The sequence below is a fragment of the Mesorhizobium sp. BR1-1-6 genome, from assembly GCF_020165355.1.
Lineage (GTDB): Bacteria > Pseudomonadota > Alphaproteobacteria > Rhizobiales > Rhizobiaceae > Mesorhizobium.
Window position 1 is genome coordinate 208,769 of record NZ_JAIUHZ010000002.1, and the last position, 25,788, is coordinate 234,556.

A 25,788-nucleotide genomic window follows, 5' to 3' on the forward strand; every position below is an offset into this window, starting at 1 on the left:
CTACAAATTCTCGCGGATTCTTGGATCGAGCGCCGCGTTGACGAGGTCGGCGAGCGTCGTGGAGATGACGAACAGAACGGTGGTGACGAGGACCGTGCCCATGACGATCGGATAGTTGCGCGAGTCCACCGCCTTGACGATCAGCGCGCCGATGCCGGGCCGGGCGAAGACCACCTCGACGAAAACCGCCGCCGAGAGCAGGTGCGCCATGCCGACGCCGATGATCGTCACTGTCGGCAGGATCGCGAGCGGCAGCGCGTAGCGCGCCACGATGCGCCGCTCCGAAAGGCCGAAGGAGCGCGCCATGCGAATGTGGTTCTCGCCAAGAATCTCCAGCATGGAGGCGCGCACGATGCGCGAGATGTAGCCCACCCAGCCGATACCGACGACGAAGGCTGGAAGGATGAGATGGACGAACCCGTCGCGGAAGCCTGAGCCGGCGCCGATGGCCGGCAGCCAGCGCAGGCCGACCGAGAAGATCAACAGCGCATAGATCGCCATGACGAAGGACGGGATGGCGATGGTTCCGACCGCGAATACACCCACGACCTTGTCGATCACGGAGTTGCGGCGCAGCGCCGAATAGCAGCCGAGCGGCACGCCGACGATAACGGCCCAGGCGATCGAAACCAGGATGAGTTCGATCGTGTAAGGCAATTGCTCGAAAACGATGGCCGCGACAGGGCGCTGGGTAAAGACATCGGTGCCGAGATTACCGTGCAGCAGCCCCCCGAAGAATGAGACGATCTGCACGGGCAGCGGCTTGTCGAGGCCCATTTCCTCGTGCAATTGCGCCTTCAGTTCCGGCGTCGCACGCGGTCCGAGCAGGACCGCGGCGGGATCGCCGGGAACGGCCTGGATCATCAGGAACAGCAGCGTGACGGCAACGACGACAATTGCCGCCGCCAGCACAATACGCTTGCCAAGATATAACCACATGTTTTGACTCAGCCTGTCCCAGCGACCGCGTCAGAGCGGTTCAGCGTTTGATAGAATCGCCGACCCGCTCTAACCCTTTGTTTTTTCGCAATTCCGGACGGAAAACCGCTACGCACTTTTCCTAGAATGCCCTAGGCCGATTTCGGCTCAAAGCCGAGATAGAGCGGCCGCCCGTCTGGGCGCGTCTCGGCCTCGAGTTGCGTCGTTCGGTACATGATCGGCGAGCCTTCATGGGTGAGGAACCGGTAGGAGCCGGAATCTTCCATGATGTCCTGCATCTCATAATACATCTCGGCCCGTTCCTGCGGGTCTTCGACGGTTACCGCCTTGGCGTTGAGCTCGTCGAAGCGCTCGCTGCGGAAGCGCTCCCAGTTCCACACACCGACCTGGTCGCGCACGAAAAAGGTGGTGGCGTAGTAGGGGTCCGGCACCATCGAGAAACGCTGCACGATCAGCTGCATGTCCTTCCAGCGTTCGCCTTCCGATTCCATGCCGATGGTCCAGAACGAACCGGAATCCTGAACATTGACCTCGACCGTGATGCCGATCTGCGACAGCTGCGCCTGGACCATTTCCGCGATCGTGGAGAAGGTGGTCACGTTAAGCGCGTCGATGGTGAGACTGAGTTCGGTGATGCCGGCCTTCTCAAGATACTGCTTCGCCTTTTCGAGATCGCCCTCCGGCGGTATCAGCGCTTTTTCCCGGTGTCCCACCAAGCCTGGAGCGATAAGGCCGGTCGCGACCTGGGCCTGGCCTGAATAGGCCGCGTCCATGATCTGCGGCACATTGATGGCCCATTGAATCGCCTTGCGGACATTAACGTCCTTCAGCTTCGGATGGTCCGAGTTCATGCCGATATAGACATAGTAGAGCGAAGGCTTTTCTTCGATCTTGGTGTTTTCGGGCGGGCTGTCCTTCAAAGTGGCCAGCGAATCGAGGCTGAAATCGGTGAAATCGATGTCGCCGGCCTGATAGGCGCGCTCGGCGGTCTTGATATCGCTCATCGGCAGGATATGAATTTCGTCGAAGCCCGGCCTGGGGCCTTTCCATTCGGGATTTCGGGTCAACAGGACGAGCTGGTTCGGCTTCCAGTCCGACAACACGTAGGGACCTGAATAGCAGGGCGGCTTCATGCCGAAATCGCCGCCGTCGGCAACTGCCTTCGTCACCGCTTTTTTCGAGACGATGTGGCCGCAACCATAGGGAAGAGTGATGTTCCAGAGCGGCACGAAAGGCGTCTTGAGCACGATCACGCCCGTATGGTCGTCCTCGATCTCGATGCGGTCGAGCGGACCCCAGTCGCCCTTGACCGGAGAATTGTGCTGGATGACGCGCTCGAACGAGAACTTCACGTCCTCGGCGGTCATTTCGCCAAATCCGCCAGTGAAATTGATGCCCTTCTTCAGGCGGAAGCGGATGTGCGTCGGATCGATCTGCTCGACGGATTCGGCGGCCTCGAGTTCCCAGCCCCACTCCGAACCCGGTTTATAGCGCGTAAGCTTGGTGTAGATGCAGTTCATGACGTCGACATTGTACGCGTTCTGGTAGAAGCCAGGATCGAGCTTGTCGATATCGGAATAGGCGCGGGCCTTGAGCACCTTGCCTTCGGCCGCCCATACGGCCTGCGACAAGGGCAGGCCGGAGGCGATGATCCCCGCGCCGAGGCCGGCGCCTGCCTGCAGGAAATGCCTGCGATTCAATTTCATTCCATTCACGGTTTCGTTCCCCTTTGAACTGAGCGGGTTTCCCGACGATTGCCGGGATCCCTCCTTTTTGGTGCCGCGCCGCCTGATGGGGCCGCGAGTTCGGACGGCGCATTCTTCAATTCACCCGGCAAGCCGGTCAATTTCGCTGCCGACGCAGATGTGAGCGAGATTAGCGTCAGTTCGCGAATGTCACAGCAGGCGGCGCTCTATCGCCTCGGTCCATTTCTGTTCGTGGACAAGCTCGTCGCCTTCCCATGCCTCGAGATGCGCCTCGACGTGGAAGTGCGATGGCGTCGCGGTCATGGTCGTTTCAGTCACCGAACGCATGCGCCAATCAGCGCGCGAAAACTCGAACTCCCATTTCGCCTCGGCCCTGGCCGACCCGAAATCGTCGCCGCGGAAGGAATAGCGTCCGCGGCCGAGCGAGGTGATGGTTAGGTCGTTGTCGACGATGCGATAGGTGCCGGCGCCTTCACCGATCTCAACGACAGTCGAAGCGTCTGCCAGATTCTCCGTGATCGCCCAATCCTTTTGCGGCTTCGAGATCGTCTCCACCCGTAAGGGCGACGCCCCTTCGGGTTCGGCAAAAGGTGCCGGTGCCGGATCTCCGGCGCCTCCGACGCGGACCGGAAGTTCAAGGCGGCAATCCGTCGGATGGACGGTGAGGGTGACCGGCTCGGGCGAAGGCCAAGCGATCGGGAAGTAATTTGTCGAGATGGCAAGGCGTATGCGGTGCCCCGCGCTGAAGCGCTGTGCTACGTGCTTGAAGGGGACAGAGGCGCGGTAGCGCCTTGCCGGTTCGAGCGGTTCGGGCCTCTCATGGCTATCGCGATGCGTCAGGTTCAAAAGGCCGTAGCTGACGCGCGTCGTCGCGCCATCGGGGGCGACATCCGAAAGACGGACGGCCACCATGGCGACGGGCCTGTCGCTTTCGAAGACAAGATCGAGCATTGCATCGCCGGCGATCTCAACATCGTGCGCCAGCTCTTGCGTCTCATAGACCAGACTGCCGGCATCGTCGCCGCGCTGGTCAGCCGGCTGGTCGCCGGGCACGGCATAGGAGCACCATTTGCCGCCGCGCAGGCCAACCGACAAGGGCGAGCGGACCGTCTGCGTTCCGGCCGCATCGTCTGCCCGGCGCAGGGACAGGCGCCCATTGCCGGAAAGGAAGAAGGACTGCCGCTCGATATTCGGCGATGGCCATGCCGGCTCCGTGACCCAGCGTCCGGCGCGCGTCTCGTAGGAAGTTTGCGGCGGGGCGCTATCCTGCATGAACAGGCGCAGCATCGGCTCGTCCATGATGCCGGTGTCACGGCCCTTCAGCCATTGATCCCACCAGCGGACGCATTCCTGCAGAAAGCCGATGGCAGGACCAGGCTTGCCGATATGGGGATAAGTGTGCGCCCATGGCCCGACCAGCCCCTTGCGCGGGCCCTGCAGCTTTTCCATCAGGCGGAAGACCGAGCGGCAATAACCATCGGCCCAGCCGCTGACGGCGTAGACCGGGCAGGTGATTGCGCCGAAATCCTCGCAGACCGAACCGTGTTTCCAGAACTTGTCGCGGTGCTGGTGCTCCAGCCAGTTCTTCAGCCATAGCCCGCTTTCCTTCAATCGACTGTGCCACAAAGCGCGCCAATTGTGCGGCTTGTTGCGTGGGTCGGGGGGCAGCGTGTTGCGCCCGAACATGATCGCCGCCCAGGAGAGATTGTCGATGAGCAGCGTGCCACCCATGTGGTGGACATCGTCGGCGTAGCGGTCGTCGGTCGAGGCGCAACTGATCACCGCCTTCAGCGCAGGCGGCCGCATGGCCGCGATCTGCAATCCGTTGAAGCCGCCCCAGGAGATGCCGATCATGCCGACGTTGCCGTCGCACCAGGGCTGGGAGGCCAGCCATTCGATGACCGAGCAGCCGTCGTCCAGCTCCTGCTGAAGGTACTCGTCGAGCATCAGCCCTTCGGAATCGCCGGTTCCGCGCAGGTCGACGCGCACCACTGCGTAGCCGTGGCCGGCCACGTAGGGGTGCATGACGACATCACGCGCGGCGGTCAGATCGTTCTTGCGATAGGGGATGTATTCCAGGATAGCCGGCACCGGCTTTTGTTCGGCACCCTCGGGGAGCCACATGCGCGCCGCAAGCCGGCAACCGTCCGGCATCGGAATCTCGAAATGGTCGACCGAGCGGATCGGATGGGGGAAGTTGGACACTGTGCGCATGACGAGGCCTCTGTTGGAGAGCGCCACCTTGGGCAAATCGGCGGTGCCGCACAATTTCGCGACCCTTCGCGACTTGACACTGTTCTGGCGTCAGTATGCATTAGGTCATGCAGACCGAACCGCTTCCCCAGAACCTCGCCTTCCTGTGCAGCTATTATCCGTCTATCGCCGCCGTGTGCCGGCGCCTGCAGATCAACCGCCAGCAGTTCAACAAATATCTGAGCGGCCAGACCTGGCCGTCCCGCCGCAACATGCGCAAGATCTGCGATTTCTTCGGCGTGAGCGAAGGCGAGCTTTTGATGGACCAGCAGCGCTTTGCCGAGATCGTCGGCCTGCGCCGCCGCCCGCTCGGCGTCCACGCGCCGTCGGACATGCTGGTGCATATGGAGCAGCTCTATCAGCGTTCCGGCGATCTCGGGCGCTATGTCGGCTACTATTTCCGCTATTTCTACTCGTTCGGCTATGCCGGCAAGATCATCAAATGCCTGGTCGTGATCTATGAAAAGGAAGGCCGCTATTTCTGGAAATGCATGGAAAGGCTCGTCCATTTCGGCAAATATGGCGTGAAGACCTCGAAATATTCGGCCGCCCTGCTGCTGCTCGGCGATCGCATATTCGCGCTCGAATCCGAAACCCTGCTCAAGACCAGCATCACCCAGGTGATCCTCTATCCGAGCTACCAGACGAGCGTCGCCTATCTGGTCGGCATCCAGACGGGCATGCCCCTTTTACGAGGGCGGAGACCAGCGGCCTCGGTCGTGCTTCTGGAATATCTCGGCCGCTCCGTCGACCAGCGCAAGGCGCTGCAGGCCTGCGGCCTATTCGACGAAACTGACCCCGCCATCGATGCCGGCATCCGCGCCATGATCACCAACCGCATCCCCACTGGGACATTCGTGCTCGAGACGGAAGAGGTGTAGACGTTCCTCCCCACGCGACCCGCATCAGCGTGGGCCTGTCCAACCCGTTCAGGTTGTCACCCATGTCTTAGGTACACTCTGTTACCTATGTCTCCGGGCCGTACAAGGTGAGAGGTGGTAGCGGGAGAGGGACTTGAACCCCCGACCCCAGGATTATGATTCCCGTGCTCTAACCAACTGAGCTACCCCGCCAGGGCGGCGAAAGGCCCGAAATCTGCCTTAAATCACAAGGCATTTCGAGGCGTTCGCCAAGGTCGCGCGGATATAAGGTTGGGAGGGTGAGCCTGTCAAGCTTCGAACCGCTCGGCAGGGGCGCTTATTCTCGCTGCCGAAAAGCTTTGCCGCGCCGATAATTGGTTGCAGCCGCCGGGGTTGAGTTCGAAGAGGCACGTCGCTATGTCTCGGCCACGAGTTTTTAGAGTTTGAGAACAGATGAAGCCGCGCATTGCAGTCCTCGGTTGCGGATACTGGGGCTCCAACCACATCCGCACCCTCAAGGCGCTCGGCGCGCTGCACGCGGTCTCCGACGCCAACCGTGCCCGCGCCGAAGGCTTTGCAAGCGAACAGGACTGCCTCGCGATCGAACCGGACCAGTTGTTCGTCCGCAATGACATCGACGCCATCGTCATGGCGCTGCCGCCGCAATTTCATGCCGAGATGGCGGTGCGCGCCACCGAAAGCGGCAAGGACGTGCTGGTGGAGAAGCCGATCGCGTTGACGGTTGCCGATGCCGAGCGCTCGGTGCAGGCGGCGAAAGACAAGGGCCGCGTCTTCATGGTCGGCCACGTCTTGCGCTTCCATCCCGCGTTCGAGACGCTGAAGGCGCTCATCGACAAGGGCGAGCTCGGCGAGGTCCGCTACATCCATTCGCACCGGCTCGGCCTCGGCAAATTCCACACCGAGAACGATGCGCTATGGGACCTGGCGCCGCATGACCTGTCGATGATCCTGGCCATCACCGGCACCGAACCGATCGAGGTGCGCGGCGAAGGGGCGGCGCTGCTCGACAATCTCAGCGACTTCGCGCATCTGCACATGCGCTTTCCCAACGGTTTGCGCAGCCATCTCTTCGCCTCGCGGCTGAACCCTTACCGCGAACGGCGGCTGACCGTGGTCGGCACCAAGGCGATGGCTGTCTTCGACGATGTCGAACCATGGGAGCGCAAGCTCGCCGTCTATCGCCACGCGGTCTGGCAGGACAGCGGCCAATGGGCGTTCACCACCAATGAGCCCTCCTATGTCGCGGTTGGCCAAGGCATGCCGCTGACGCGCGAACTCGAGCACTTCATCCATTGCATCGAAACGCGGGCCGAACCGCGCACCAGCGGCGAGGAGGCAATCCGGGTGCTGCGCATCCTGACCGCGGGTACGGTCACGCACACCAAATCCAATCCCTGAAGAAGATCGGGCCGCGTCGCGGCGGAGAGATCGTTGCCTACTCGGCGGGAACCTGCGCCGGTGACGCGGCAAGTCGGCTCAACATCGCCTCGGCCTCGGCGCCGCGCTCGGAGCGTTCGATGAAGCCGCCGCCGAACACGCGGGCCTCGTTGCCGTCGTCGGAATAGAGCACGCAAGCCTGTCCAGGCGCGATACCGGACTCGCCATCGGCCAATTCGACCGATGTGACGCCCGTCTCGTGACGCAGCATCGCCGGGCGTGGCGGCCTGGTCGAGCGAACCTTGGCGAACAGTTCCAGCCCGCCCGCGGGCATGTCGGCCAGGGCGCCGTCACCAAGCCAGTTCATGTTGCGCAGGTAGATCTTGTGCGTCTCCAGCGCCTCGCGCGGCCCGACCACGACACGGGCGCGCTCGGCGTCGAGATGGACGACATAGAGCGGCTCGCCGGAGGCCACGCCGATGCCGCGGCGCTGGCCGATGGTGTAGCGCAGAATGCCTTCATGGCGGCCGAGCACCCGGCCGTCGATATGGACGATGTCACCCGGATTGGCGGCCGTCGGCTTCAGCTTGGCAATGATGTCGGAATATTTGCCCTGGGGCACGAAGCAGATGTCCTGGCTGTCCTGCTTGGCGGCTACCGTCAGGCCCATCTCCTCGGCAATGGCGCGAACCTGCGGCTTCGGCAGGCCGCCGAGCGGAAAGCGCAGATAATCTATCTGCGCCTGCGTGGTGGCGAAGAGGAAATAGCTCTGGTCGCGATCGGCGTCGACCGGCCTATAGAGCGCGCGATGGGCGCCATTGGCGCCGGAGCGAATGTAGTGGCCCGTGGCCAGCGCGTCGGCGCCGAGATCCTTGGCGGTGGCCAGCAGATCAGCGAACTTCACCGTCTGGTTGCAGGAAACGCAAGGGATCGGCGTCTCGCCGGCGACATAGCTCTCAGCGAAGGGATCGATGACCGCCTTGCGGAAGCGCTCTTCGTAGTCGAGCACATAATGCGGAATGCCGAGCGTCTCGGAAACGCGGCGGGCGTCATCGATATCCTGCCCGGCACAGCAGGACCCGGCCCGGTGCGTCGCGGCGCCATGGTCGTAAAGCTGCAAGGTGACGCCGACGACATCATAGCCCTCGCGCTTCAAGAGACCCGCGACGACGGATGAATCAACGCCGCCCGACATGGCGACGACGATACGGGTGTTTTCGGGACGTCCGGGGAGATCGAGGCTGTTCATGGTTCTTTCGTTCTGCGCGGCGCTTGCATGCCAATGACGCGAATATAGGTCAAGCTTGGCGGCTGCGCCAGCTTGCGGGACCCATCGGCGGGCAACTGCCGGTCCGGTGACCGCGCAGATTTTTCGAGCGAATCCGGAACTTCCCGGCAGATATTTCAAATGTTTGCGAAAAGACTAACGCGGCGTTCATGATCATTACCTAGCTGTTAGGGTCTGCTTAGGCAATTTTTAAAGCTGTGGCGGTAACGTGGTGGGGATTGGGTCTTTGAGTTTTTTGTAGAGAGTACGATGACCGATCTGGTTAGACCGCGAGTCAAATATGTTATCGGGCCTGACGGCAGCCCTCTCACAATTGCCGATCTGCCGCCGACGAATACACGTCGCTGGGTTATCCGGCGCAAGGCGGAAGTGGTTGCAGCGGTGCGCGGCGGGCTTTTGAGCCTCGAGGAGGCATGCCAGCGCTACAAGCTGACCACCGAGGAGTTCCTGTCCTGGCAGGCCTCTATCGACGAATACGGCCTGGCCGGGCTGCGCACGACGCGCATCCAGCAATACCGGCACTGACGCTCAAGAATCTGCAAAAGGGCGCGAAGTTCGCGCCCCTTTGGTTTCTTGACAGCATTTGCGCGTTTCAGACCGTCAGCACCACCTTGCCGACCGGCTTGCTGGCGAGGAAAGCGTGCGCGGCGCCGGCCTGTTCTAGCGGGAAGGTCTTTGCCACATGCACGGTAAGCTTTCCCGCATCGACGAGCCTGCCAAGTTCCAGCAGGCCTTCGCGGTCGGGAACAACGGACATGCGTTCGACGCGGATGCTTCGCGCCTTGGCATCCGCCCTGGTCTTGTCGCTGATGTCGAGCAGTGACACCAGCACGCCGCCGTCCCTGAGCACCTTCAACGATTGATGGGCGTGCTCGCCGCCCACCGTCTCGAGCACCAGGTCGATGTCCTTCGCCTTGTCGGTAAAATCATCCTTGGTGTAGTCGATGACCTCGTCGGCGCCGAGCTTGTGGACGAAATCCAATTTTTCCGTGCTGGCGGTGGCGGCAACCCAGGCGCCGCCCGCCTTGGCGACCTGCACCGCCAGATGGCCGACGCCGCCGGCCCCGGCGTGGACCAGCACGCGCTGGCCGGCTTTTATCGCGCCATGACGCACGAGGCCTTGCCAGGCGGTGAGGCCGGCCAGCGGCAATGCGCCTGCCTGGACGTAATCGGCGTGCGCGGGCTTGCGCGCGATTTCATCGGCGGGCACCGCGGCCAGTTCGGCATAGGCTGCCGCCTGCTTTGGGAAGCGCGGCATGCCGAACACCGCGTCACCTGGATTCAGGCCGCTGACACCAGGCCCCAGCGCCTCGACGGTTCCCGAAAGGTCCCAGCCGAGGATGAAGGGTGGTTCGCCGAGCAGCGGGTAATAGCCGGCGCGCACGGCGCCATCGACCGGATTGATCCCGGCCGCCTTGATGCGGACCAGCACTTCGCCGGCGTTGGGCGAGGGCGCCGGGCGCTCGGCGATGACAAGGACATCGGGTCCGCCGACGGAATTCTGGATAATGGCACGCATAAGATTTCTCCTGATTGACCGGTCCCACTATCATTTGGAGAGTAATAGTCTCTTGTCCAGTATATACCTTTTTGATATATAGGCACCGTATGGATAGTGATCTCGACTCCCCCTACGGCTATGATGCGTTCCGGCGGACCTGTCCCTCGCACACGGTGCTGGAGACGCTGGCCAGCAAGTGGGTTTACCTGGTTGTTTGTGCGCTGCGCCAAGGCCGGCAGCGCAATGGCGAGCTTGCCCGCAAGCTCGAAGGCATTACGCCGAAGATGTTGACGCAGACGTTGCGCGTGCTCGAGCGCGACGGCCTGGTGCGGCGCGAGGTGTTCGCGGTCGTCCCGCCTCGGGTCGAATATGAATTGACCGAACTTGGCCAGAATCTGGCGGGATTGCTCAACCAGATCAGATCCTGGTCGGAACAACACGTTCCCGACATCAAGGAGGCCCGGGCGCGGGCTGCGGCCGTGAATGAAGGGGAGTGGGCCGCTTAGCGCTCGCCCAATGCGTTGCGCGCCCGCTTGGACGTGCTCAAAGACGCGGATATCGGGCGGTTCAGCCGATCATCGCGCTACGACCGCCAGTTTCGGCCTCGCGAATCTTGGTGTCGCGCGATTCGAGCATTTCCGCCTTGGAAAGCTCCGCTTCAGCTTCGCCGAGTAATGATTCGGCGGCGCTTCGCTGCTGGGCGAGGTCGCCTTGCGAATTTCTGAGGTTGTCGCGGCGCAAACGGGCCGCCTTGGCGAAGGTCGGATAGGCGAAATGATTGATGTCGGTGATACCGGCCTTCTTTTCCTCGGCGCTGATCTGAAGCTCCAGCTCGGCGGCCATGCGTTCGAATTCGGCGATCATCATGTCGAGCTGCAGCAGCTGCCGCCGCTTCTCATTCACCTGAAACTGTTTCAGCCGAACGAGGTTTTCACGTGACTTCATGATTCGGTACTCCCGGAAACGCACACCTGCACATATCGTCCAAACCACTTGGAAAGGCCCAAGCGCTGCCCGTGTCCACCGGCTTTCCCCGCACTATGGGAAACAAAACCCTAAAGTTTTTTGCCGACGGTAACCATTCGTTTACGGGCATTGTTAATCATACGGGTCAGGACTTAAGGCCGGGTAAAAATCCGGCTGGCGACATGGAAGCGATGTCGATGAGTCCCTGGAGTCACTTAGTCCAGGTTTTTAATGTATTGCATTAGCGGTTTGGTCCTGTGATTCGGTATTAAATTCAAGAGGGTGTAGAAAGTGGTTAAAAAATCTGGTACCGTCATCGACGCGGAATTAGGTTTTGTTAACCATTCCATGGCAGCCTCTGCACCAGGCAATCACTGCTCCGGTCCCGGTTGGGTCGCAAGATGGTCCGGCAGCAGAAAAGGGGAATGAAATGCGTGTTCTGCTGATAGAAGATGACAGTGCAACCGCACAAAGCATCGAGCTGATGCTGAAATCGGAAAGCTTCAACGTCTATACGACCGACCTCGGCGAAGAGGGTGTCGATCTGGGCAAGCTCTACGACTACGACATCATCCTTCTCGACCTCAACCTACCCGATATGTCCGGCTATGAGGTCTTGAGAACGCTTCGTCTCTCCAAGGTGAAGACGCCGATCCTCATCCTTTCCGGCATGGCCGGCATCGAGGACAAGGTGCGCGGCCTCGGCTTCGGCGCAGACGATTACATGACCAAGCCTTTCCACAAGGACGAGCTGGTGGCGCGCATCCATGCCATCGTGCGCCGTTCGAAGGGACATGCCCAATCGGTCATCACCACCGGCGACCTGGTGGTCAATCTCGATGCCAAGACCGTCGAAGTCGGCGGCCAGCGCGTGCACCTTACCGGCAAGGAATACCAGATGCTGGAGCTGCTCTCGCTGCGCAAGGGCACCACGCTCACCAAGGAAATGTTCCTCAACCACCTCTATGGCGGCATGGACGAGCCGGAACTGAAGATCATCGACGTCTTCATCTGCAAGCTGCGCAAGAAGCTCGATGCGGCGTCCGGCGGCCAGAATTACATCGAGACGGTCTGGGGCCGCGGCTATGTGCTGCGCGAACCGGAAGACATCCGCGTCAGCGCCTGAGCGACGGCCGCCCGATCGAAATTCCAAACAAAAACCCGGCCTCAGCCGGGTTTTTTGCGTCATAGACCGGTGGTAACCGCGATCCGACGGATCAGGCAGCGATCTTCAGTGTGCGAAAGCGCTCGAGTAGCTGCGGGCGGTTGAACGGCTTCAACAGATAGCCTTGGGCGCCGGCGCGTTTGGCTCGCATGATCGAGGCGATGTCCAGTTCGACCAGCGAGATCAGGATCTGTGGCTTGGTCGGGCTTTCCATGGCGCGCACGCGCCGGATCAGGTCGACCGCCTGTACATCCGGCAGTGCACCGTCGACGACGATGATATCAGGCATATCGGCGGCGCACATCTCCAGCGCGTCAAGCCCGCTGGCGGCTTCGATGACCATCATGTCGGAACCGCCCAGGATGCGCTTCGCAACTTTCCTGATGACGCTAGAATCGTCGACGAACATGCAGCGTTTCATTTCCGGGTCCTCTTTGCCTTGTGGCAATCCGGTCGCGTCGGGGTATCTGCCGCACAGCATAGGCCGATCTGGTAAAGAAGCCGAAAAGCCATTAGGTAAAATTTTTGCAAAGATGCCAATTTGCAAGCTTTTCCTTGCAGATGCTTTGGCCCGCGCTGTCAGGCGAAGTTCATCTTTCGCCCACAGGTCCGTTCAACCAATATTACAGCGCTGAAATACTTTGCTGCTGGTTTGCGCGGATCTCAGGCCGCCGAAAGCACGATCTCTTCCGCGGTCGCATGGATCGATATCGTCATGTTGGCCTCCCGCGCCAGAAGCAGCGTATAGTAAGGCTGCACCGAATGCGCGTCGATCGGTTCTTCCGGCTTGTGGCCGGAATGCAGTTCGAGGAATTTCGGCGGCACCCGCAACATGGGGCCGCTCGCCGAAAGCGCGAAGCGAGGCTCGGTCTCGAGATTCTCCAGCGTCACCGAAAGCTTGCCGCCGCGTGGAATGGCGGCGTTGGCGACCAGGATCAGGTTGAGCAGCAGCTTGACCTTGTTCTTGGGCAACAGTGCACGGGTTCCATTCCAGATGAGTTCCGGCTTCTCGTTCTTGAGGAAGGCGATAGCGACGGCTTCGGCATCGCCGGTGTCGATCAGCATGCCGGCGGAACCCGCCGCGCCGAAGGCGATGCGGGCGAACTGCAGGCGCGCCGAGGCGTTGCGGGCGCTCTGGCGGATCAGCTTCATGGCGTCCTCGTCGGCGCCGCCTTCATCGAGCAGTTCAAGCCCGTTGTTGATCGCGCCAACAGGCGAGATGATGTCGTGGCAGACCCGGCTGCACAAAAGTGCCGCCAGATCGGGTGCGGAAAGGGTGAAAAGATCGGACATCGGCGAAAATCCCTGCAAAAATCCCATAAATCATGGCCGCGCGATCGATCGACGCCTGCCCACGCGAATCACGCTCTCTTCCCGAGCTTTCTGAATACACAGCGCCCGTGCGTGCAGCAACAAACCCAAAATCGCCGTTGGGGCCTATGGCGCGTTCACGCAGGCTGCTTGCCTGTATGTACGACCCCAACAGCCTTCGAACCGCCATCTTCATGTGCGAGTTTAATGGTTGAAAAAGGATTACGGCATAGTTTGCCCCTAACAGCCATCCTTAACGGCCGCCTAAAGAGCCGTACGGGGTGCGAGGCGTCGGCGAAAGTGCTCCCTGACGGAGATTGGAAGCATGTTTTCCCGATTCTACGGCCGGAGTTTTCTCCGTGTCCTCTCAATGGCGATCACGCTCCTGGGCGTTCTCGTCTTCTCGACATCGGCCCTGCGGGCCCAGGAGTACACCGCTCAGGAGATTGTCGATTCCGGTCACAAGTTCTTCGGCGCGACATCGGGCGGCCTTGCCACAGTCGTGGAGAAGATTTTTGCTTCCTATGGCTTGCCCAATGGCTATCTGCTTGGCGAGGAGGGATCCGGCGCGCTGATCGGCGGCCTGACCTATGGCGAAGGTACGCTCTACACCAAGAATGCCGGCGACCACAAAGTGTTCTGGCAAGGCCCGTCGCTGGGCTGGGATTTCGGCGGCGAGGGATCGCGGGTGATGATGCTCGTCTATAATCTCGATGACGTCGGCAATCTCTACAACCGCTATGGCGGCGTCGCCGGCTCGGCCTATGTGGTGGCGGGCGTCGGATTCAACGTGCTGAAGAACAACAATGTGCTGCTGGTGCCGATCCGCACTGGCGTCGGCGCCCGGCTCGGCGTCAATCTCGGCTACCTGAAGCTTACCGAACGGGCGACGTGGAATCCGTTCTGACCCGAGGTCACGACCGGAATGTGTATACGCTTTCGATGAGAATCCAGATCCGATGACCCATATGCGCCGCGGCGAGCCCTTGCCGCAGCGCCGGATTTCCGTCATGCCAACAGAGTAACGGTCAAAAGTCGCGACGGCTTTTGATCCTCGTATTGTTGCATGTCGGCGCGCGATAACGGATAGTCACTTGGTTCAGTCGGTCCTGTTCTTTGCTCTCGGCTTTCTCTGCGCCGGCTTTCTGGCGCTGATGGTGGCTCCGGCCATCTGGCGGCGGGCGGTCGCCCTGACGCGCAAACGCATCGAAGCCTCGATCCCGCTGACGCAAGCCGAAATCGGGGCCGACAAGGACGGGATCCGGGCGGAGTTCGCCATGGCGACGCGCCGCCTCGAGATGAACGTCAAGGCGCTGCGCGAGAAATCGACCGAGCAGCTCATCGAGATCAATCGCGGCCGCGAGGCCCTGAAGGGGCTGGCGCTGGAGCGCATGGACAAGAACCAGGTGCTCGATGAACTGGCCGCCAAGAACGCGGCGCTGCACCAGCGCGAGGATGAACTGCACCGGCTATCCGAGCGGCTCAAGGAGACCGAACGCAAACTGGAGAAGCGCGCGCTTGAGCTTGAGAAGCTGGAACGCATGTATGACGACGCCAGCTTCTCCTCCAGCAGCCGCCAGATCGAACTTGTGGCGCGCGAATCCGAGTTGCAGAAGCTCGCCAGCGATATCGCGCTGCTGCGCGGCCAGCGCAAGGAGGCGGACAGGCGCAACCAGGAGATCGCGGCCGAAAGCAAGGCCGCGCGTGAGGCGCTGAAGGCCGAGAGGAAAAAAACCGCCGAACTGGACAAGAAAGTCGAACGGTTGCTCGCCGCGCTTGCCGACCGAGAGGAGAAGCTCGAACGCCGCGAGAAAGATCTGGCGCGGCAGCGCGAAAAAGCGAAGGCTGGGGACGGCGCCTCGGCCTTGCGGTTGATCGGCGGGCAGGTACAGGCGGACAGGCGCGACGACGTCGAAACGGCGATCGCCAGGCTCGACGCCGACCGTGAGCGGCTGGAGGCCAGACTGACGGCACTGGCACGCGAGAACAAGCGGCTGAAGGCGGATCTGTCCGCCGCCGAGGCCGCCAGCCCGCAGGGCGATACACGCCACGCAAGTTCCATGTTGCGCGAACAGATGAATGACCTGGCGGCGGAAGTCGTCAACTTGACAGCCAAGCTCGAAGGGCCGGGGTCGCCGATCGCCAAGGCGCTGGAGGCGCAGCAGGATGCGCGTCCGAACAGCGGCGGCCGCAGCCTTGCCGACCGCGTGCGGGCGTTACAGAAGGCGGTTGCGGCAGATTGAATTCAGGCACCGCCGGCGCAGAAATGATGCAGGGCGATGGCGGATGCGGCCGCGACGTTCAGGCTGTCGAAGCCTTCCGACATGTTGATCCGAACAGTATTGAGACGGGCGAGCAGGCTTTCGGGCAGGCCTTGGCCCTCAGTCCCGAGGTAGAGTGCCAGGCGTTCGGCCGGTTTTGCATCGCGTATGTCTGATGTCCCGCGCGGCGACAGCGCAAATTGGGTAAAGCCACGCCGGTCGAGCGTCGCGGCGAACCGCGCGGTGTCGCTGAACGAGGCGAACGGGACCTTCAAGGCCGCGCCGACCGAAACGCGGATCGCCTTGCGATAGAGCGGATCGCAGCAGGTCGCATCCAAAAGGATCGCGTTGGCGCCGAACGCGGCGGCGTTGCGGAAAATCGAGCCCATGTTGTCATGGTTGGCGATGCCGACGAGCACCACGATCAATGCTCGGGCAGGCAAGCCGTCCAGCAGGGCCTCGGCCAGCTGGGGCGTCTCCTTGCGACCAATGGCAAGGATGCCGCGATGCATGTGAAACCCGGCAATGGCATCCATCACAGCTCCGGCGGCGACATAGACCGGCAGGTCAGGAGACGCCTTGTGCAGGATTTCTTCGAGGCCGGCCAAGCGGTTCTCCAGAACCAGCACCGATTCGGCGCGGAAGCGCGCGGCCGACAGTAGCATGTCGAGCACGACCTTGCCCTCGGCAATGAAGCGGCCCTGTCGACCGGCGAGGTCACGCTCGCGGATGTCGAGATAGGCGGCGACGCGCGGATCCCGCGGATCGTCGATGTGGACAAGGGTCATCTGAGCCTCGGCTGACAATCGGAATCGGTTGCCAAGAACATGATGCGCGGATGCAGTGTCAAAGTGTATTTGCGCGCCCAGGATGGACGCACATTGCCGAAGGCCGCTGGTGGCGTAAACGTTTACGCGACCAGCCGTTCAAGTTCCGGCGCGGCGCAGCCTTTGTGCCATCTGGGACAGATCATCCTTGCCGCTGCCGAAAATGCCGTCGAGCGTGGCAAGCAGTTCGCGCACGGCGTCGGATTTGCAGGAATAGTAGATCATCTGGCGGTCGCGGCGGGTGTCCACAAGGTCCAGCGCCCGCAACTTTGCCAAATGCTGCGACAGGGCGGACTGGCTGAGCATCACCTTCTCGGCGATGGCTCCGACCGACATTTCACCGTCGATCAGATAACTCATGATCAAAAGCCGTTTTTCATTGCCCATCAGCATCAGAAATTCGGCCGCCGATCCGGCGTTGGCGATTAGCTTTGTCGAGATCATCGATCCCCCATGCTCTTTGCTCATCGAGGCACCATGGGGGCAATGGTGCCTGAATCCATAAACTCAGTTGTGAATGGTCGCCAACGAGTCAGCGCCACAGCCAAAGGGTAGAACATTTCATTCAAATCTCAAGCGTTGCTTTTGATCAAACGTAATTTAAGTGCGGTTATTTGGCGACGTTGCCGCCCGGCCGCTCTTGGCCATGTCGACCAAGACGTGCCTCAACTCATGCGCTGTGACCAAGGGCTGCGGAAAGAAGACCCTGCCGGCATCGTCGCCAGAGGCCAGATCCATGCCGTCGGCATCGAACCCGGCGATGACCCAGCCGTCGCCGGATGCCCGGGCAAAATGATGCGCGTAGAGGGCGACGGCGTCGAGATGGTCCGCATTCATGTGGTCGATCGCGGATTGCTCGCTGGCCGCCAGTTCCTCGACGATCGGCCCGTCGGTGATGAGATCGGTGCGATCAAGCAGGTAGGCCTTGCCGAAGCCGCCGTTCAGGCTGGCGCGCTGCGGTTCGAGACGAAAGATCGAAAAGTCGCCGAGGCCGGCATAGAGGCTGGCCTTCGGATTGTGGTTGAGATAGCGGCGTTCGGCGCGTGCATGCGCGTCCGATCCGCGCTCGATCCGCGCTGCCCGGCAGATCAGCGTCAACCGGGGATGCGCGAGCGGGTCGCCCTTGCCCGGCTCGCCGAGCAGCAGCGAACAGCGCGGGTCCGCAAGTATGGCGGGCGTATGGGCCGAAAGCTGCGACACCAGGATCAGCGGCGTGCCGTCGATGTCGGTGGCGACGCCGACCCGACTCGCCAGCGGCGAACCCGTTTGCGGCTCCAACACCGCCAAGGCGCCGAAGCGGGCGCGGCGCATGAGTGTCTTGGCCTGCCGGATCGCCTCGGCGTCGGTCTCGCGGATCACGTCCTTCGTTCGATCGGCCAAAATGCTCGCCCTGCTAAGTTGATTTGGCTATTCCACTTATCAGACGATGGCGCCAGGCTGGCAAGTGCTACTTCGGAGCCATGCGAATGGCGCCATCGAGACGAATGGTCTCGCCGTTGAGCATCTGGTTCTCGATGATGTGCAAGGCAAGGGCCGCATATTCCGACGGCTCGCCGAGGCGCGAGGGGAAGGGCACCGCGGCGCCCAGCGAATCCTGCACCTCCTGCGGCATGCCGGCCATCATCGGCGTCCTGAATATGCCGGGTGCGATGGTGCAGACCCGGATGCCGGAACGGGCAAGATCGCGCGCCACCGGCAGCGTCATGCCGACGACCCCGCCCTTTGATGCCGAATACGCGGCCTGGCCGATCTGGCCGTCATAGGCGGCGACGGATGCGGTGTTGACGACGACGCCGCGCTCGCCGCCCTGCAGCGGGTCGAGCTTTGCGGCGCCGTCGGCGACGAGGCGGATCATGTTGAAAGTGCCGATCAGATTGACTTCGATCACCTTGCGGTACTGATCGAGCGGATGGGGACCATCCTTGCCGATCGTCTTCACGCCGATGGCAATGCCGGCGCAATTGACCAGGATGCGCGGTTCGCCCAGCTTGGCCGCGACCTCGGCAAGCGCGGCAACACCGCTGTCGGCGCTGCCGACATCGCATTGGACGGCGATGCCGCCGATCTCGGCCGCCACCTTGGCCGCCCGATCGACGCCGACATCCAAGATGGCGACGCGGGCGCCCCTGGCGGCCAGCGCGCGCGCCGTCGCCTCGCCAAGGCCGGAGCCGCCGCCGGTAACAACCGCGACCTCGCCGTTTGGATTCATGGCGTCATCCTTTCACATGAGAGTCAGGCGTGGATCAGGCGCGCAATCGGCGCGAATGGTCAAGCCATCGCGGCAAAGTGCTCGGCGACCCTGGCCTGGTCGGCATGGCAGACCTCGCCCGTGAGCCTTGCAACCGCGCCCGGCATGATCTCGTGCGACAGCAGCCTGTCGAGATCGACGGGGCGTGGCATCGATATCTGGCCGCGCGGGATACGCTTGAAGCCGAGCGGTCCATAATAGGGCTCGTCGCCGACCAGCATGACGGCGGGCGCTCGGGCCTTGGCGGCCGCTTCCAGCGCGATCGCCACCAGCCGGCGGCCGATGCCGAGATTCTTGAAGGCTGGCCGCACCGCGAGCGGCCCGAGCATCAGCGCGCGTCCGGCGCCTGCGGCGATGCGGGTCATGCGAACTGATGCGACCACGAGATCGCCGTCCATGGCGACGAAGGACAGCGCGCGTTCATGCCCGCCGGCCTCGCGGATCTTGTAGGCGGCCAGCACAAAACGGCCGGGCCCGAAGGCTTCGTCATTGATGGCTTCGATCTGAGGGTCGTGCGCCGGAGTTTCCGGCAGGTATTCTACGTCGGCAAGGCTCATGGTCTTTGCGTTCCGGTACAGGAGGAAAGGTTTGCTGCAAACGGCAGCATTCGCCAATCAGCGCTTTATCAAGCGTGGGCGCCCTTTCGTCGTCGGTCGAACCGGATCAAAGCAAAATCGAACATGCGGAGTGTCCGCTAGCATCAATTTCCCGCCGCTGCAATCGGCGGTTTTGCAGGTAGAGAGCAACGGGCGCCGCGACGTGCTTGACGATCTGTTCAGCGCCCGGCGATTCCATGCAACGACTTGGAGCCCTACATGAAATCCTAGACAGGAAAGGACAAGCGATGGGATTGCTGGTCGAAGGCAAATGGCAGGACCGCTGGTACGACACCAAAGGCAGCGGCGGCAAATTCGTGCGGGCGCAGTCGCAATGGCGCGACTGGATCACTCGTGACGGGGCGCCTGCCGAAGGCCGCGGCCGCGGCCGCGGCTTCAAGGCGGAGCCCGGTCGCTATCACCTCTATGTCTCGCTTGCCTGTCCCTGGGCGCACCGAACGCTGATCTTCCGGGCGCTGAAGAAGCTTGAAGGCATCATCTCCGTGTCGGTCGTCCATCATTTCATGGGCGCCGATGGCTGGGCGTTCCTGGCGCAGGACGGAGCCACAGGTGACACGCTCTATGGCCTGGACTTCCTGCACCAGATCTACACCAGGGCCGACCCTAACTATTCCGGCCGGGTCACGGTGCCGGTGCTGTGGGATAAAAGGGATGAGACCATCGTCTCCAACGAATCCTCCGAAATCATCCGGATGCTGAATTCAGTTTTCGACGCTTGGGGTGACGCCAACCTCGACTTCTATCCGCAGGCGCTACGCGGCGAGATCGACGCGGTCAATGCACTGGTCTATCCTGCCATCAACAACGGCGTCTATCGCGCTGGCTTCGCCACCACGCAGGCCGCCTACGAGCAAGCGTTCGGGGAGTTGTTCGCCGCGCTCGACACGCTGGAGCATCGGCTGTCGAATCAGCGCTATCTCGTCGGCGAGCGGATCACCGAAGCCGACTGGCGGCTGTTCACCACGCTGGTGCGCTTCGACCCGGTCTATGTCGGCCATTTCAAATGCAATCGGCGCCGCATCGCCGACTATCCCAACCTGTCGAACTATCTGCGCGATCTTTACCAGGTGCCTGGCATAGCCGGCACGGTGAACCTCAATCATATCAAGTCGCACTATTACGGCAGCCACGAAACGATCAACCCGACGCGTATAGTGCCTGTGGGGCCGGAAATTGACTACGGCGCGGGGCATGACAGGGCACGGTTCGCCAAGGCGGCTGCCTGAACTACCAATAGGGTGATGGCGGCTTCCCGCCAAAAACCTCGGCGATGCGCCGCAGCGTTGCCGGGGTCGTACCCTGGGGCAAACGGTCGAGCGGAAAGAAACCGGCCTCGGCGATCTCGCGGTCCGGCAGTTTCGGGGCCGCCTGGCTGAATTTTTCGATCAGGTACAGGCCGACATGGTCGCGGCGGCTGGCGCGGCGGTTGAAATGCATCGAGCGCAGCACCGGCGGAGCGGTCAGCGTGATATTGCCCTCTTCCGCCAGTTCGCGCGCCAGCGCTTCGGCCATCGTCTCGCCGATCTCGACTCCGCCACCGGGAAGCTGCCAGCCCGGCACATAGGTGTGGCGGATGAGGAAGAGGGAGTTGGAGGCCGTTTCGTGGATGAGCCCGCGCACGCCAAGCGTCATTGGCCGCCGCAGCACGAAGTAGAGATGGAACAGCCTGGCTCGCAGCCCCGGCCAGCCGGTCTGGCGCAAAGTGCTCTCGGGATCGGTCGTCATCAGTCGCGAAACCGTGGGTGGAAAGCCGCGTGCGCGTCGCCTATGAAGGAGAAATGTTCAGGCTCGCACATATTTCCGATATCCATTTGGGGCCACTCCCTGAAGTAACCTATCGCGATCTCGCCTCCAAGCGGGTGCTGGGCTACGTCAACTGGCAGCGCAACCGTCGCCGGCACATGCACGATGCGGTGATCGACACCATCGTGGCCGATATCAAGGCCAGCGCGCCCGATCACCTCGCGGTCACCGGGGACCTCGTCAACCTGGCACTCGACGGCGAGATCGAGATGGCCAAGCACTGGCTGGAGACGCTCGGCTCGCCGCATGACGTGTCGGTGGTGCCGGGAAATCACGATGCCTATGTGCCTGGCGCCTTCGACAAGGTGTGCCGGTCCTGGGCGGCATGGATGACGGGCGACGGCGTCAACAGTCCGGTCGATCGCAATTCGTTTCCCTATCTGCGCGTGCGCGGCAATGTCGCGTTGATCGGCATCACCACGGCGCGTGCCACGGCACCCTTCATGGCCAACGGCTTCTTCATGGAAGGCCAGGCCGAGCGGCTGCGCAAAATACTCGATGCGACGGCGAAGCAAGGATTGTTCCGTGCGATCATGATCCATCATCCGCCGGTGCGGGGCGCCGTCCCGCAGCACAAGCGGCTGTTCGGCATCGCCCGCTTCCACAAAATCATTCGCCGGCACGGTGCCGAGCTCGTCCTGCATGGCCATTCACATCTGCCGTCGCTGTTTCAGATCGGCCCGCGCGACGCCAAGGTCCCGGTGGTTGGCGTCGCCGCGGCCGGCCAGGCTCCCGGCGGCAAGCCTCCGGCGGCGCAGTACAATCTGTTCGACATAGACGGTGAAAAAGGCGATTGGCGCATCCGCCTGACGCGGCGCGGCTTGACGGGGCCGGCGATACCACCTTCGGATCTGCAGACGCTCGAGCTCGGGGCGCAACCGGCTATGGCCGCAAGCTGAGCCCCAGCGCCACGATACGGTCCCAGAACAGCACGATCGAAACCGCCAGTCCCACCAGCGCGCCTGCGGCGATCAGGCCAAGGCCGGACAGGACGGCCGACCAGCCCTTGCTGCGCGGTGGCGATCGCAAAGGCGGCTCGGCTTCCGGCACCACGTGCCGCTTCATCCCGGGAACGGCAGCCTCGACGCCACCCTCCATCATTCTCTGACGTTCGACGATCCGCTCGGCGACATAGCGCGTCACGGAATCGGCAACCGGCTTCATCTCGCTCGATTCGGCCAGCACCACACGGCCGATGCGGGTGTCCTTCAGGAAACGGTAGGTGCGGCGGTCGCGCCCCATGGCGACATGGCTGACGGCGTCGATCCACAGGCGCGGCTGCAGACCGGACGAGACGACGAAGTCGAAACTGTCCATGTCGGCGGGAACGTCGGCAAAAACGGGCGCGAGTTCGGTGGCAAGAAGGTCGAGCCGCATGCGATGCGCCTCGCGCATGTCGACGACGACGTCGTCGCGATCGGCAAAGGCATTCTTTACATCGCGAATGGCATCGGACAATTTTCTCGACGGGTCGATGATCTTTTCGCCTGCATCCTTCATGGGCGTGGCCTCGCGGGTTTGGTTAACATGGAGTTAACACAGCCGCCGGCAAAATGCACTGGCGAGATCAATGCATCAAGGGTCGCCGTTGGCGGCGCAGACGGAAGAAGTCAGCTGGCCGCGGCGGACAGTTTCACCCGTTGCGGCCCGACGCGGCGATTGCTGTTGCGGCGAATGATCTCGGCGATCAGGTCGGGCGCTTCCTCGGCCAGCATATGGCCGGCCTCCAGCACATGGTGCACATGGAAGCGCTCCGGCGGGTCATCCACTTGGGTAAAGGGTAGAACGGCGTCATCCGATCCCCACGCCACCATCACCGGCATGTTCAGCGCATCGAGCCGCTCGCGCGGGATGACGCCCTGTCGATCGCTCCTGGTCATGGCGGCCGCGATCTCGACGAGCTTTTCGGTTTGTCCGGGGCGGCCGCGCATTTCGCACAGCAATTCGGCCATGCGACGCGAGGGCGCGGCTCGAGGGCCGGACATTTCGGCGAGGCAGGCCTGGACTTCGGCCAGGTCCTGCGCGCGGGCAAAGCGGCGCAACAACGGTCCATTGATTTCGGGGCCAAAACCGCCCGGCGCCAGGAGCGTCAGCGAGGCGACTTTTGCCGGCTCCGCCAACGCCATCAGCGCTGCAACCGCGCCGCCCATCGAATGGCCGACGAGGTGGACGCGCTTGATCGCGCGTGCGGAGAGGTCGGCAAGGATGGCGTTTGCCGCGACCTTGGCCGGTCCGGCCGACGGAAAGTCGAGCGACAGGCCGTGTCCCGGCAGATCATAGGCCAATGTGCGTACGGAAGGCGGCAGCAAGGAGATCACCTCGCGCCAGACATCGTGGCTGCCGCCAAAACCATGCAGCAGGACGATGGTCTTCGAACCCACACCCCGTTCGTCGGCATAAAGTGATGAAGTCATGAAAGATTGAGGCTTTATTCGAGAAGGCGCGATGGAAATGTGGCTGAATTGCTCCTAGTCCAGAGCATTCGCCAGTAAAATTTTCGCGATTAGGCGATTGGCCGAACAGCGAGCCGGCTGCTGGTGGATGCCGCTCCCAAAAGCGACCTCGATTTGGGCGAACGACACGCACGAGCAAAAAGACCTAAGGCGTGTCGCATGAATCCGTTTCGACGCGAAACGCTTTTGGGCCTTTCATTATTCGATGGACTCGCTGTCCGCTTGAAGTCCTCATTTTCACGCAACTCCGGAAGGGAACCCGGCACTAGCTGCCCTGGAATGGCTCACATCTAGCTCGCGTTGAAGAGCCCGGCGGCACGCAAGGCGTCGACCAGCCGCTCGGTCAGATCGGCGGGATATTTTCTGTCGATGAAGGTTGCGCGCGGATTGGCGGCGAATTTCGGAAATTCGGTTATCAGCTCATCAAGCAGCCTGCGTGCCTGGTTGTCCCGACCGGCGATCTTGGCGCCGATCAGACGGGCGGCGAGATAGTGCGATTTCGCCGCAGTGGTTCTCAGAGCGCTGCTGGCTATCGCTGCCTTGCTGGTATCGCCCAGCATTAATTCTCCGGCGAAAAGCCCAAAGTCCCACCAGGTCGGGTGGCCGCTCGAGGCATCCACGGCATGCGCCAGAAGAGGTGTTCCTTCGGCGTACCGGCCGGCGAAAACCAGCCCGTAGCCATAGGCGGCGGCCATGGCGAGATCGTAGGGGTTAAGATCATGGGCCTTGCGCATCCATCGCAGGGCCTCGTCGGCATTGCCGAGGCGCGAATTGATGTAGCCGTAGGAGCGATGTGCGTACGGGCTGGTCGGCCCCATCTGCACGGCGCGATGGGCAAACGTCATCGCCTTCTCGATCGTTGCGTCCGGCGGGTAGGCGTAGTGGTCGGTCACGGCCTCCAAATGCAATGAGGCGAGTTCCGAATAAACCAGTGACGATTTCGCGCCACTGTTGGCAAGGGCTTCGAGGCAACGATAGGCGGTCTCGTGAGTCCTGGCGTTCTGGTCGAGATAGTATTTGTCGTTGAGCAGCAGGCACTGCGTCAGGCCGGTCTCCGCGCCGGACTGCTCGATGTAATTGTAGATGGTGCCAGAAGCGGGAAGTGCCGCACTGAGAATGCCGGATATGCGATCCTCGACTACGGTTGGTGCGCTGTCGGCGGCGGTCAGGTTGCGCGACAACAGCACCCGTCCGGACGCCAAGCTTTGCAGTTCGATGGTAACGTCGCCCGCGTCTGGTCCAGGCAGGATATCGAAAATGAAACTCGTCGCATCGGCGACCGGATCGGCTTTGTTGACGGTGTTGCGACCGATGAAGTCGATCGTGTCAAAGCCGCTCAGGCCGGCACGCAGCGATGCGGCGACGCGACTGGCATTGGGAGTGTTGGCCCTGAGGGCGATGTAGACGAGCGGCAGCGCTTCGACCATGGGCGACGGCGTGATGCTGCCGGTTTCGCCGGCGGTCTCGAACGTTGCCGGGATGTCGCCTCCCGCCAGCAAGGCACCGCCGCCCTGGCGCAGGATCAGAACGCCCAACATGGCGATAACCACGGCGATCGCGATCCAGAAGAACCTGAGATGGCGCGTCACCGAGAGGCCCGCCGCAGGAACCTGGCCGAGCAAGGCCGCCATGGGTGCGGCATCATCGGCGGCACCGGACTGTTCGGGCAGGCTGGCTGTCGGCTCTGCGTGACTGGCGGCTTCCGCTGCTTGCGGCAGGCGGATGGCATTGAGTTCGTAGGCCGGGACGTAACCGCCGCGCGGAATGGCTATGCGGACCGGCTCGGCAATGCCTTCATTGGCGAAATAATGTTGCAGCAGTTCGCGCAGGCGGCCCGCCTGCACCCGCACGACGGCATCGGTGGACGGATCGAAATCGCCGTCCTTGCCGAAAACATCCATGGCGATGGAAAAGCCCTTGAGCCTGTCGGCTTCCCCGGCCTGCTCGCGCTCGACGAGATAGCGAAGCAATTTGCGCGCGCGCTCGGATCTCCCGAACGTTTCGCTGGCAAGCAGTCGCTCCAGTGTCTCGCGCACTGCGGGGGCGGCAGGCGTGGCATGCTGCAAGTGTCGATCCTCTCGAAGTCGGCACAGGTTGAGGCGCGATCATATCGTTACCGCACCACCGTACAAGCATACACGTATTATGCGATCGCGTACCACACCGGATAATTTCCCGGTGGTTAATGACAC

26 protein-coding genes and 1 tRNA gene are annotated in these 25,788 nt (G+C 62.2%); 9 read left to right on the forward strand and 18 right to left on the reverse strand.

The genetic code is table 11. The annotated features are described in order from the left end of the window. From LB545_RS06210 to LB545_RS06220, 3 genes are all read right to left on the reverse strand, one after another. Window positions 1-939, reverse strand: a complete 939-nt coding sequence (locus LB545_RS06210) for an ABC transporter permease (RefSeq protein WP_140496109.1) — start codon at window positions 937-939, stop codon at window positions 1-3. Window positions 940-1,070: 131 nt separating this feature from the next. Beyond that, the gene (locus tag LB545_RS06215; RefSeq protein ID WP_224704662.1) at window positions 1,071-2,645 is read right to left on the reverse strand and encodes an ABC transporter substrate-binding protein; all 1,575 of its coding nucleotides are present in this window, start codon (window positions 2,643-2,645) and stop codon (window positions 1,071-1,073) included. A 189-nt stretch (window positions 2,646-2,834) separates the two neighbouring features. After that, window positions 2,835-4,913, reverse strand: coding sequence for a CocE/NonD family hydrolase (locus LB545_RS06220; RefSeq protein ID WP_224704663.1), 2,079 nt, complete (start codon window positions 4,911-4,913; stop codon window positions 2,835-2,837). A 53-nt stretch (window positions 4,914-4,966) separates the two neighbouring features. Here LB545_RS06220 and LB545_RS06225 point away from each other — a divergent pair, with 53 nt between their 5' ends. Further along, window positions 4,967-5,779 (forward strand): helix-turn-helix domain-containing protein, encoded by an 813-nt coding sequence (locus tag LB545_RS06225; RefSeq protein WP_140518024.1) that lies wholly within the window; start codon window positions 4,967-4,969, stop codon window positions 5,777-5,779. A 115-nt stretch (window positions 5,780-5,894) separates the two neighbouring features. Here the strand turns inward: LB545_RS06225 and LB545_RS06230 are convergent. Next, window positions 5,895-5,971: transfer RNA gene (locus tag LB545_RS06230), tRNA-Met, on the reverse strand. A 240-nt stretch (window positions 5,972-6,211) separates the two neighbouring features. On the opposite strand from LB545_RS06230, the gene LB545_RS06235 reads away from it, so the two are divergent. Next, window positions 6,212-7,177 (forward strand): Gfo/Idh/MocA family protein, encoded by a 966-nt coding sequence (locus LB545_RS06235; RefSeq protein ID WP_140496105.1) that lies wholly within the window; start codon window positions 6,212-6,214, stop codon window positions 7,175-7,177. A gap of 37 nt (window positions 7,178-7,214) precedes the next feature. Here LB545_RS06235 and mnmA read toward each other — a convergent pair whose 3' ends face one another. Continuing rightward, a complete protein-coding gene (mnmA, locus tag LB545_RS06240) occupies window positions 7,215-8,405 on the reverse strand; it encodes a tRNA 2-thiouridine(34) synthase MnmA (RefSeq protein ID WP_224704664.1) in 1,191 nt (396 codons plus the stop codon). Between the two features lie 288 nt (window positions 8,406-8,693). Here mnmA and LB545_RS06245 point away from each other — a divergent pair, with 288 nt between their 5' ends. Next, window positions 8,694-8,969, forward strand: coding sequence for a DUF1153 domain-containing protein (locus tag LB545_RS06245; RefSeq protein ID WP_006203587.1), 276 nt, complete (start codon window positions 8,694-8,696; stop codon window positions 8,967-8,969). 67 nt (window positions 8,970-9,036) lie between these two features. Here LB545_RS06245 and LB545_RS06250 read toward each other — a convergent pair whose 3' ends face one another. Further along, window positions 9,037-9,963, reverse strand: coding sequence for an NADP-dependent oxidoreductase (locus LB545_RS06250; RefSeq protein WP_140518054.1), 927 nt, complete (start codon window positions 9,961-9,963; stop codon window positions 9,037-9,039). A gap of 89 nt (window positions 9,964-10,052) precedes the next feature. On the opposite strand from LB545_RS06250, the gene LB545_RS06255 reads away from it, so the two are divergent. Beyond that, entirely contained in the window at window positions 10,053-10,451 is a 399-nt protein-coding gene (locus LB545_RS06255; protein ID WP_224704665.1) for a winged helix-turn-helix transcriptional regulator, read from the forward strand. A 61-nt stretch (window positions 10,452-10,512) separates the two neighbouring features. Here the strand turns inward: LB545_RS06255 and LB545_RS06260 are convergent, their stop codons facing one another. Then, window positions 10,513-10,890 (reverse strand): flagellar export protein FliJ, encoded by a 378-nt coding sequence (locus tag LB545_RS06260; protein ID WP_140496101.1) that lies wholly within the window; start codon window positions 10,888-10,890, stop codon window positions 10,513-10,515. Between the two features lie 451 nt (window positions 10,891-11,341). Between LB545_RS06260 and ctrA the strand changes: the two genes are divergently transcribed. After that, window positions 11,342-12,037 (forward strand): response regulator transcription factor CtrA, encoded by a 696-nt coding sequence (ctrA, locus tag LB545_RS06265; protein ID WP_006203583.1) that lies wholly within the window; start codon window positions 11,342-11,344, stop codon window positions 12,035-12,037. A gap of 91 nt (window positions 12,038-12,128) precedes the next feature. Here ctrA and LB545_RS06270 read toward each other — a convergent pair whose 3' ends face one another. Together LB545_RS06270 and chpT are read right to left on the reverse strand one after the other, a co-directional pair. Further along, window positions 12,129-12,497, reverse strand: coding sequence for a PleD family two-component system response regulator (locus LB545_RS06270; protein WP_140496100.1), 369 nt, complete (start codon window positions 12,495-12,497; stop codon window positions 12,129-12,131). A gap of 242 nt (window positions 12,498-12,739) precedes the next feature. Beyond that, on the reverse strand, window positions 12,740-13,369 hold the full coding sequence (gene chpT / locus LB545_RS06275; protein ID WP_140564027.1) for a histidine phosphotransferase ChpT: 630 nt from the start codon (window positions 13,367-13,369) through the stop codon (window positions 12,740-12,742). 388 nt (window positions 13,370-13,757) lie between these two features. Between chpT and LB545_RS06280 the strand changes: the two genes are divergently transcribed. Next, window positions 13,758-14,294: a DUF1134 domain-containing protein gene (locus LB545_RS06280; protein ID WP_224704666.1), complete on the forward strand. Its 537-nt coding sequence runs from the start codon at window positions 13,758-13,760 to the stop codon at window positions 14,292-14,294. A gap of 187 nt (window positions 14,295-14,481) precedes the next feature. Continuing rightward, window positions 14,482-15,630: a hypothetical protein gene (locus LB545_RS06285; protein ID WP_224704667.1), complete on the forward strand. Its 1,149-nt coding sequence runs from the start codon at window positions 14,482-14,484 to the stop codon at window positions 15,628-15,630. 2 nt (window positions 15,631-15,632) lie between these two features. Here the strand turns inward: LB545_RS06285 and LB545_RS06290 are convergent, their stop codons facing one another. The 5 genes from LB545_RS06290 to LB545_RS06310 form a co-directional block, all read right to left on the reverse strand. Continuing rightward, window positions 15,633-16,436, reverse strand: coding sequence for a TrmH family RNA methyltransferase (locus LB545_RS06290; RefSeq protein ID WP_140582209.1), 804 nt, complete (start codon window positions 16,434-16,436; stop codon window positions 15,633-15,635). Window positions 16,437-16,574: 138 nt separating this feature from the next. Then, window positions 16,575-16,919: an ArsR/SmtB family transcription factor gene (locus LB545_RS06295; RefSeq protein WP_140496438.1), complete on the reverse strand. Its 345-nt coding sequence runs from the start codon at window positions 16,917-16,919 to the stop codon at window positions 16,575-16,577. 156 nt (window positions 16,920-17,075) lie between these two features. Then, window positions 17,076-17,855 (reverse strand): HugZ family protein, encoded by a 780-nt coding sequence (locus LB545_RS06300; RefSeq protein WP_140582207.1) that lies wholly within the window; start codon window positions 17,853-17,855, stop codon window positions 17,076-17,078. Between the two features lie 67 nt (window positions 17,856-17,922). Next, complete coding sequence (locus LB545_RS06305) at window positions 17,923-18,684, reverse strand: 3-hydroxyacyl-CoA dehydrogenase (protein WP_140556150.1); 762 nt, start codon at window positions 18,682-18,684, stop codon at window positions 17,923-17,925. Between the two features lie 59 nt (window positions 18,685-18,743). Next, complete coding sequence (locus LB545_RS06310) at window positions 18,744-19,280, reverse strand: GNAT family N-acetyltransferase (protein ID WP_140496094.1); 537 nt, start codon at window positions 19,278-19,280, stop codon at window positions 18,744-18,746. A gap of 287 nt (window positions 19,281-19,567) precedes the next feature. Here LB545_RS06310 and LB545_RS06315 point away from each other — a divergent pair, with 287 nt between their 5' ends. Then, a complete protein-coding gene (locus tag LB545_RS06315; RefSeq protein ID WP_140624204.1) occupies window positions 19,568-20,566 on the forward strand; it encodes a glutathione S-transferase family protein in 999 nt (332 codons plus the stop codon). 1 nt (window position 20,567) lies between these two features. On the opposite strand, the gene LB545_RS06320 is transcribed toward LB545_RS06315, so the two are convergent. After that, entirely contained in the window at window positions 20,568-21,065 is a 498-nt protein-coding gene (locus tag LB545_RS06320; RefSeq protein ID WP_140556147.1) for an NUDIX domain-containing protein, read from the reverse strand. Window positions 21,066-21,118: 53 nt separating this feature from the next. On the opposite strand from LB545_RS06320, the gene LB545_RS06325 reads away from it, so the two are divergent. Then, a complete protein-coding gene (locus LB545_RS06325; protein ID WP_140496091.1) occupies window positions 21,119-22,042 on the forward strand; it encodes a metallophosphoesterase family protein in 924 nt (307 codons plus the stop codon). On the opposite strand, the gene LB545_RS06330 is transcribed toward LB545_RS06325, so the two are convergent. The 3 genes from LB545_RS06330 to LB545_RS06340 all read right to left on the reverse strand — a co-directional run bounded on the left by LB545_RS06330 (window position 22,026) and on the right by LB545_RS06340 (window position 25,662). Further along, entirely contained in the window at window positions 22,026-22,643 is a 618-nt protein-coding gene (locus LB545_RS06330; protein ID WP_140496090.1) for a hypothetical protein, read from the reverse strand. The genes LB545_RS06325 and LB545_RS06330 overlap by 17 nt on opposite strands. A 110-nt stretch (window positions 22,644-22,753) precedes the next feature. Next, window positions 22,754-23,557 (reverse strand): alpha/beta fold hydrolase, encoded by an 804-nt coding sequence (locus LB545_RS06335; protein ID WP_140518309.1) that lies wholly within the window; start codon window positions 23,555-23,557, stop codon window positions 22,754-22,756. Between the two features lie 329 nt (window positions 23,558-23,886). Further along, window positions 23,887-25,662, reverse strand: a complete 1,776-nt coding sequence (locus LB545_RS06340; RefSeq protein WP_140524941.1) for a tetratricopeptide repeat protein — start codon at window positions 25,660-25,662, stop codon at window positions 23,887-23,889. Window positions 25,663-25,788 lie beyond the last annotated feature (126 nt).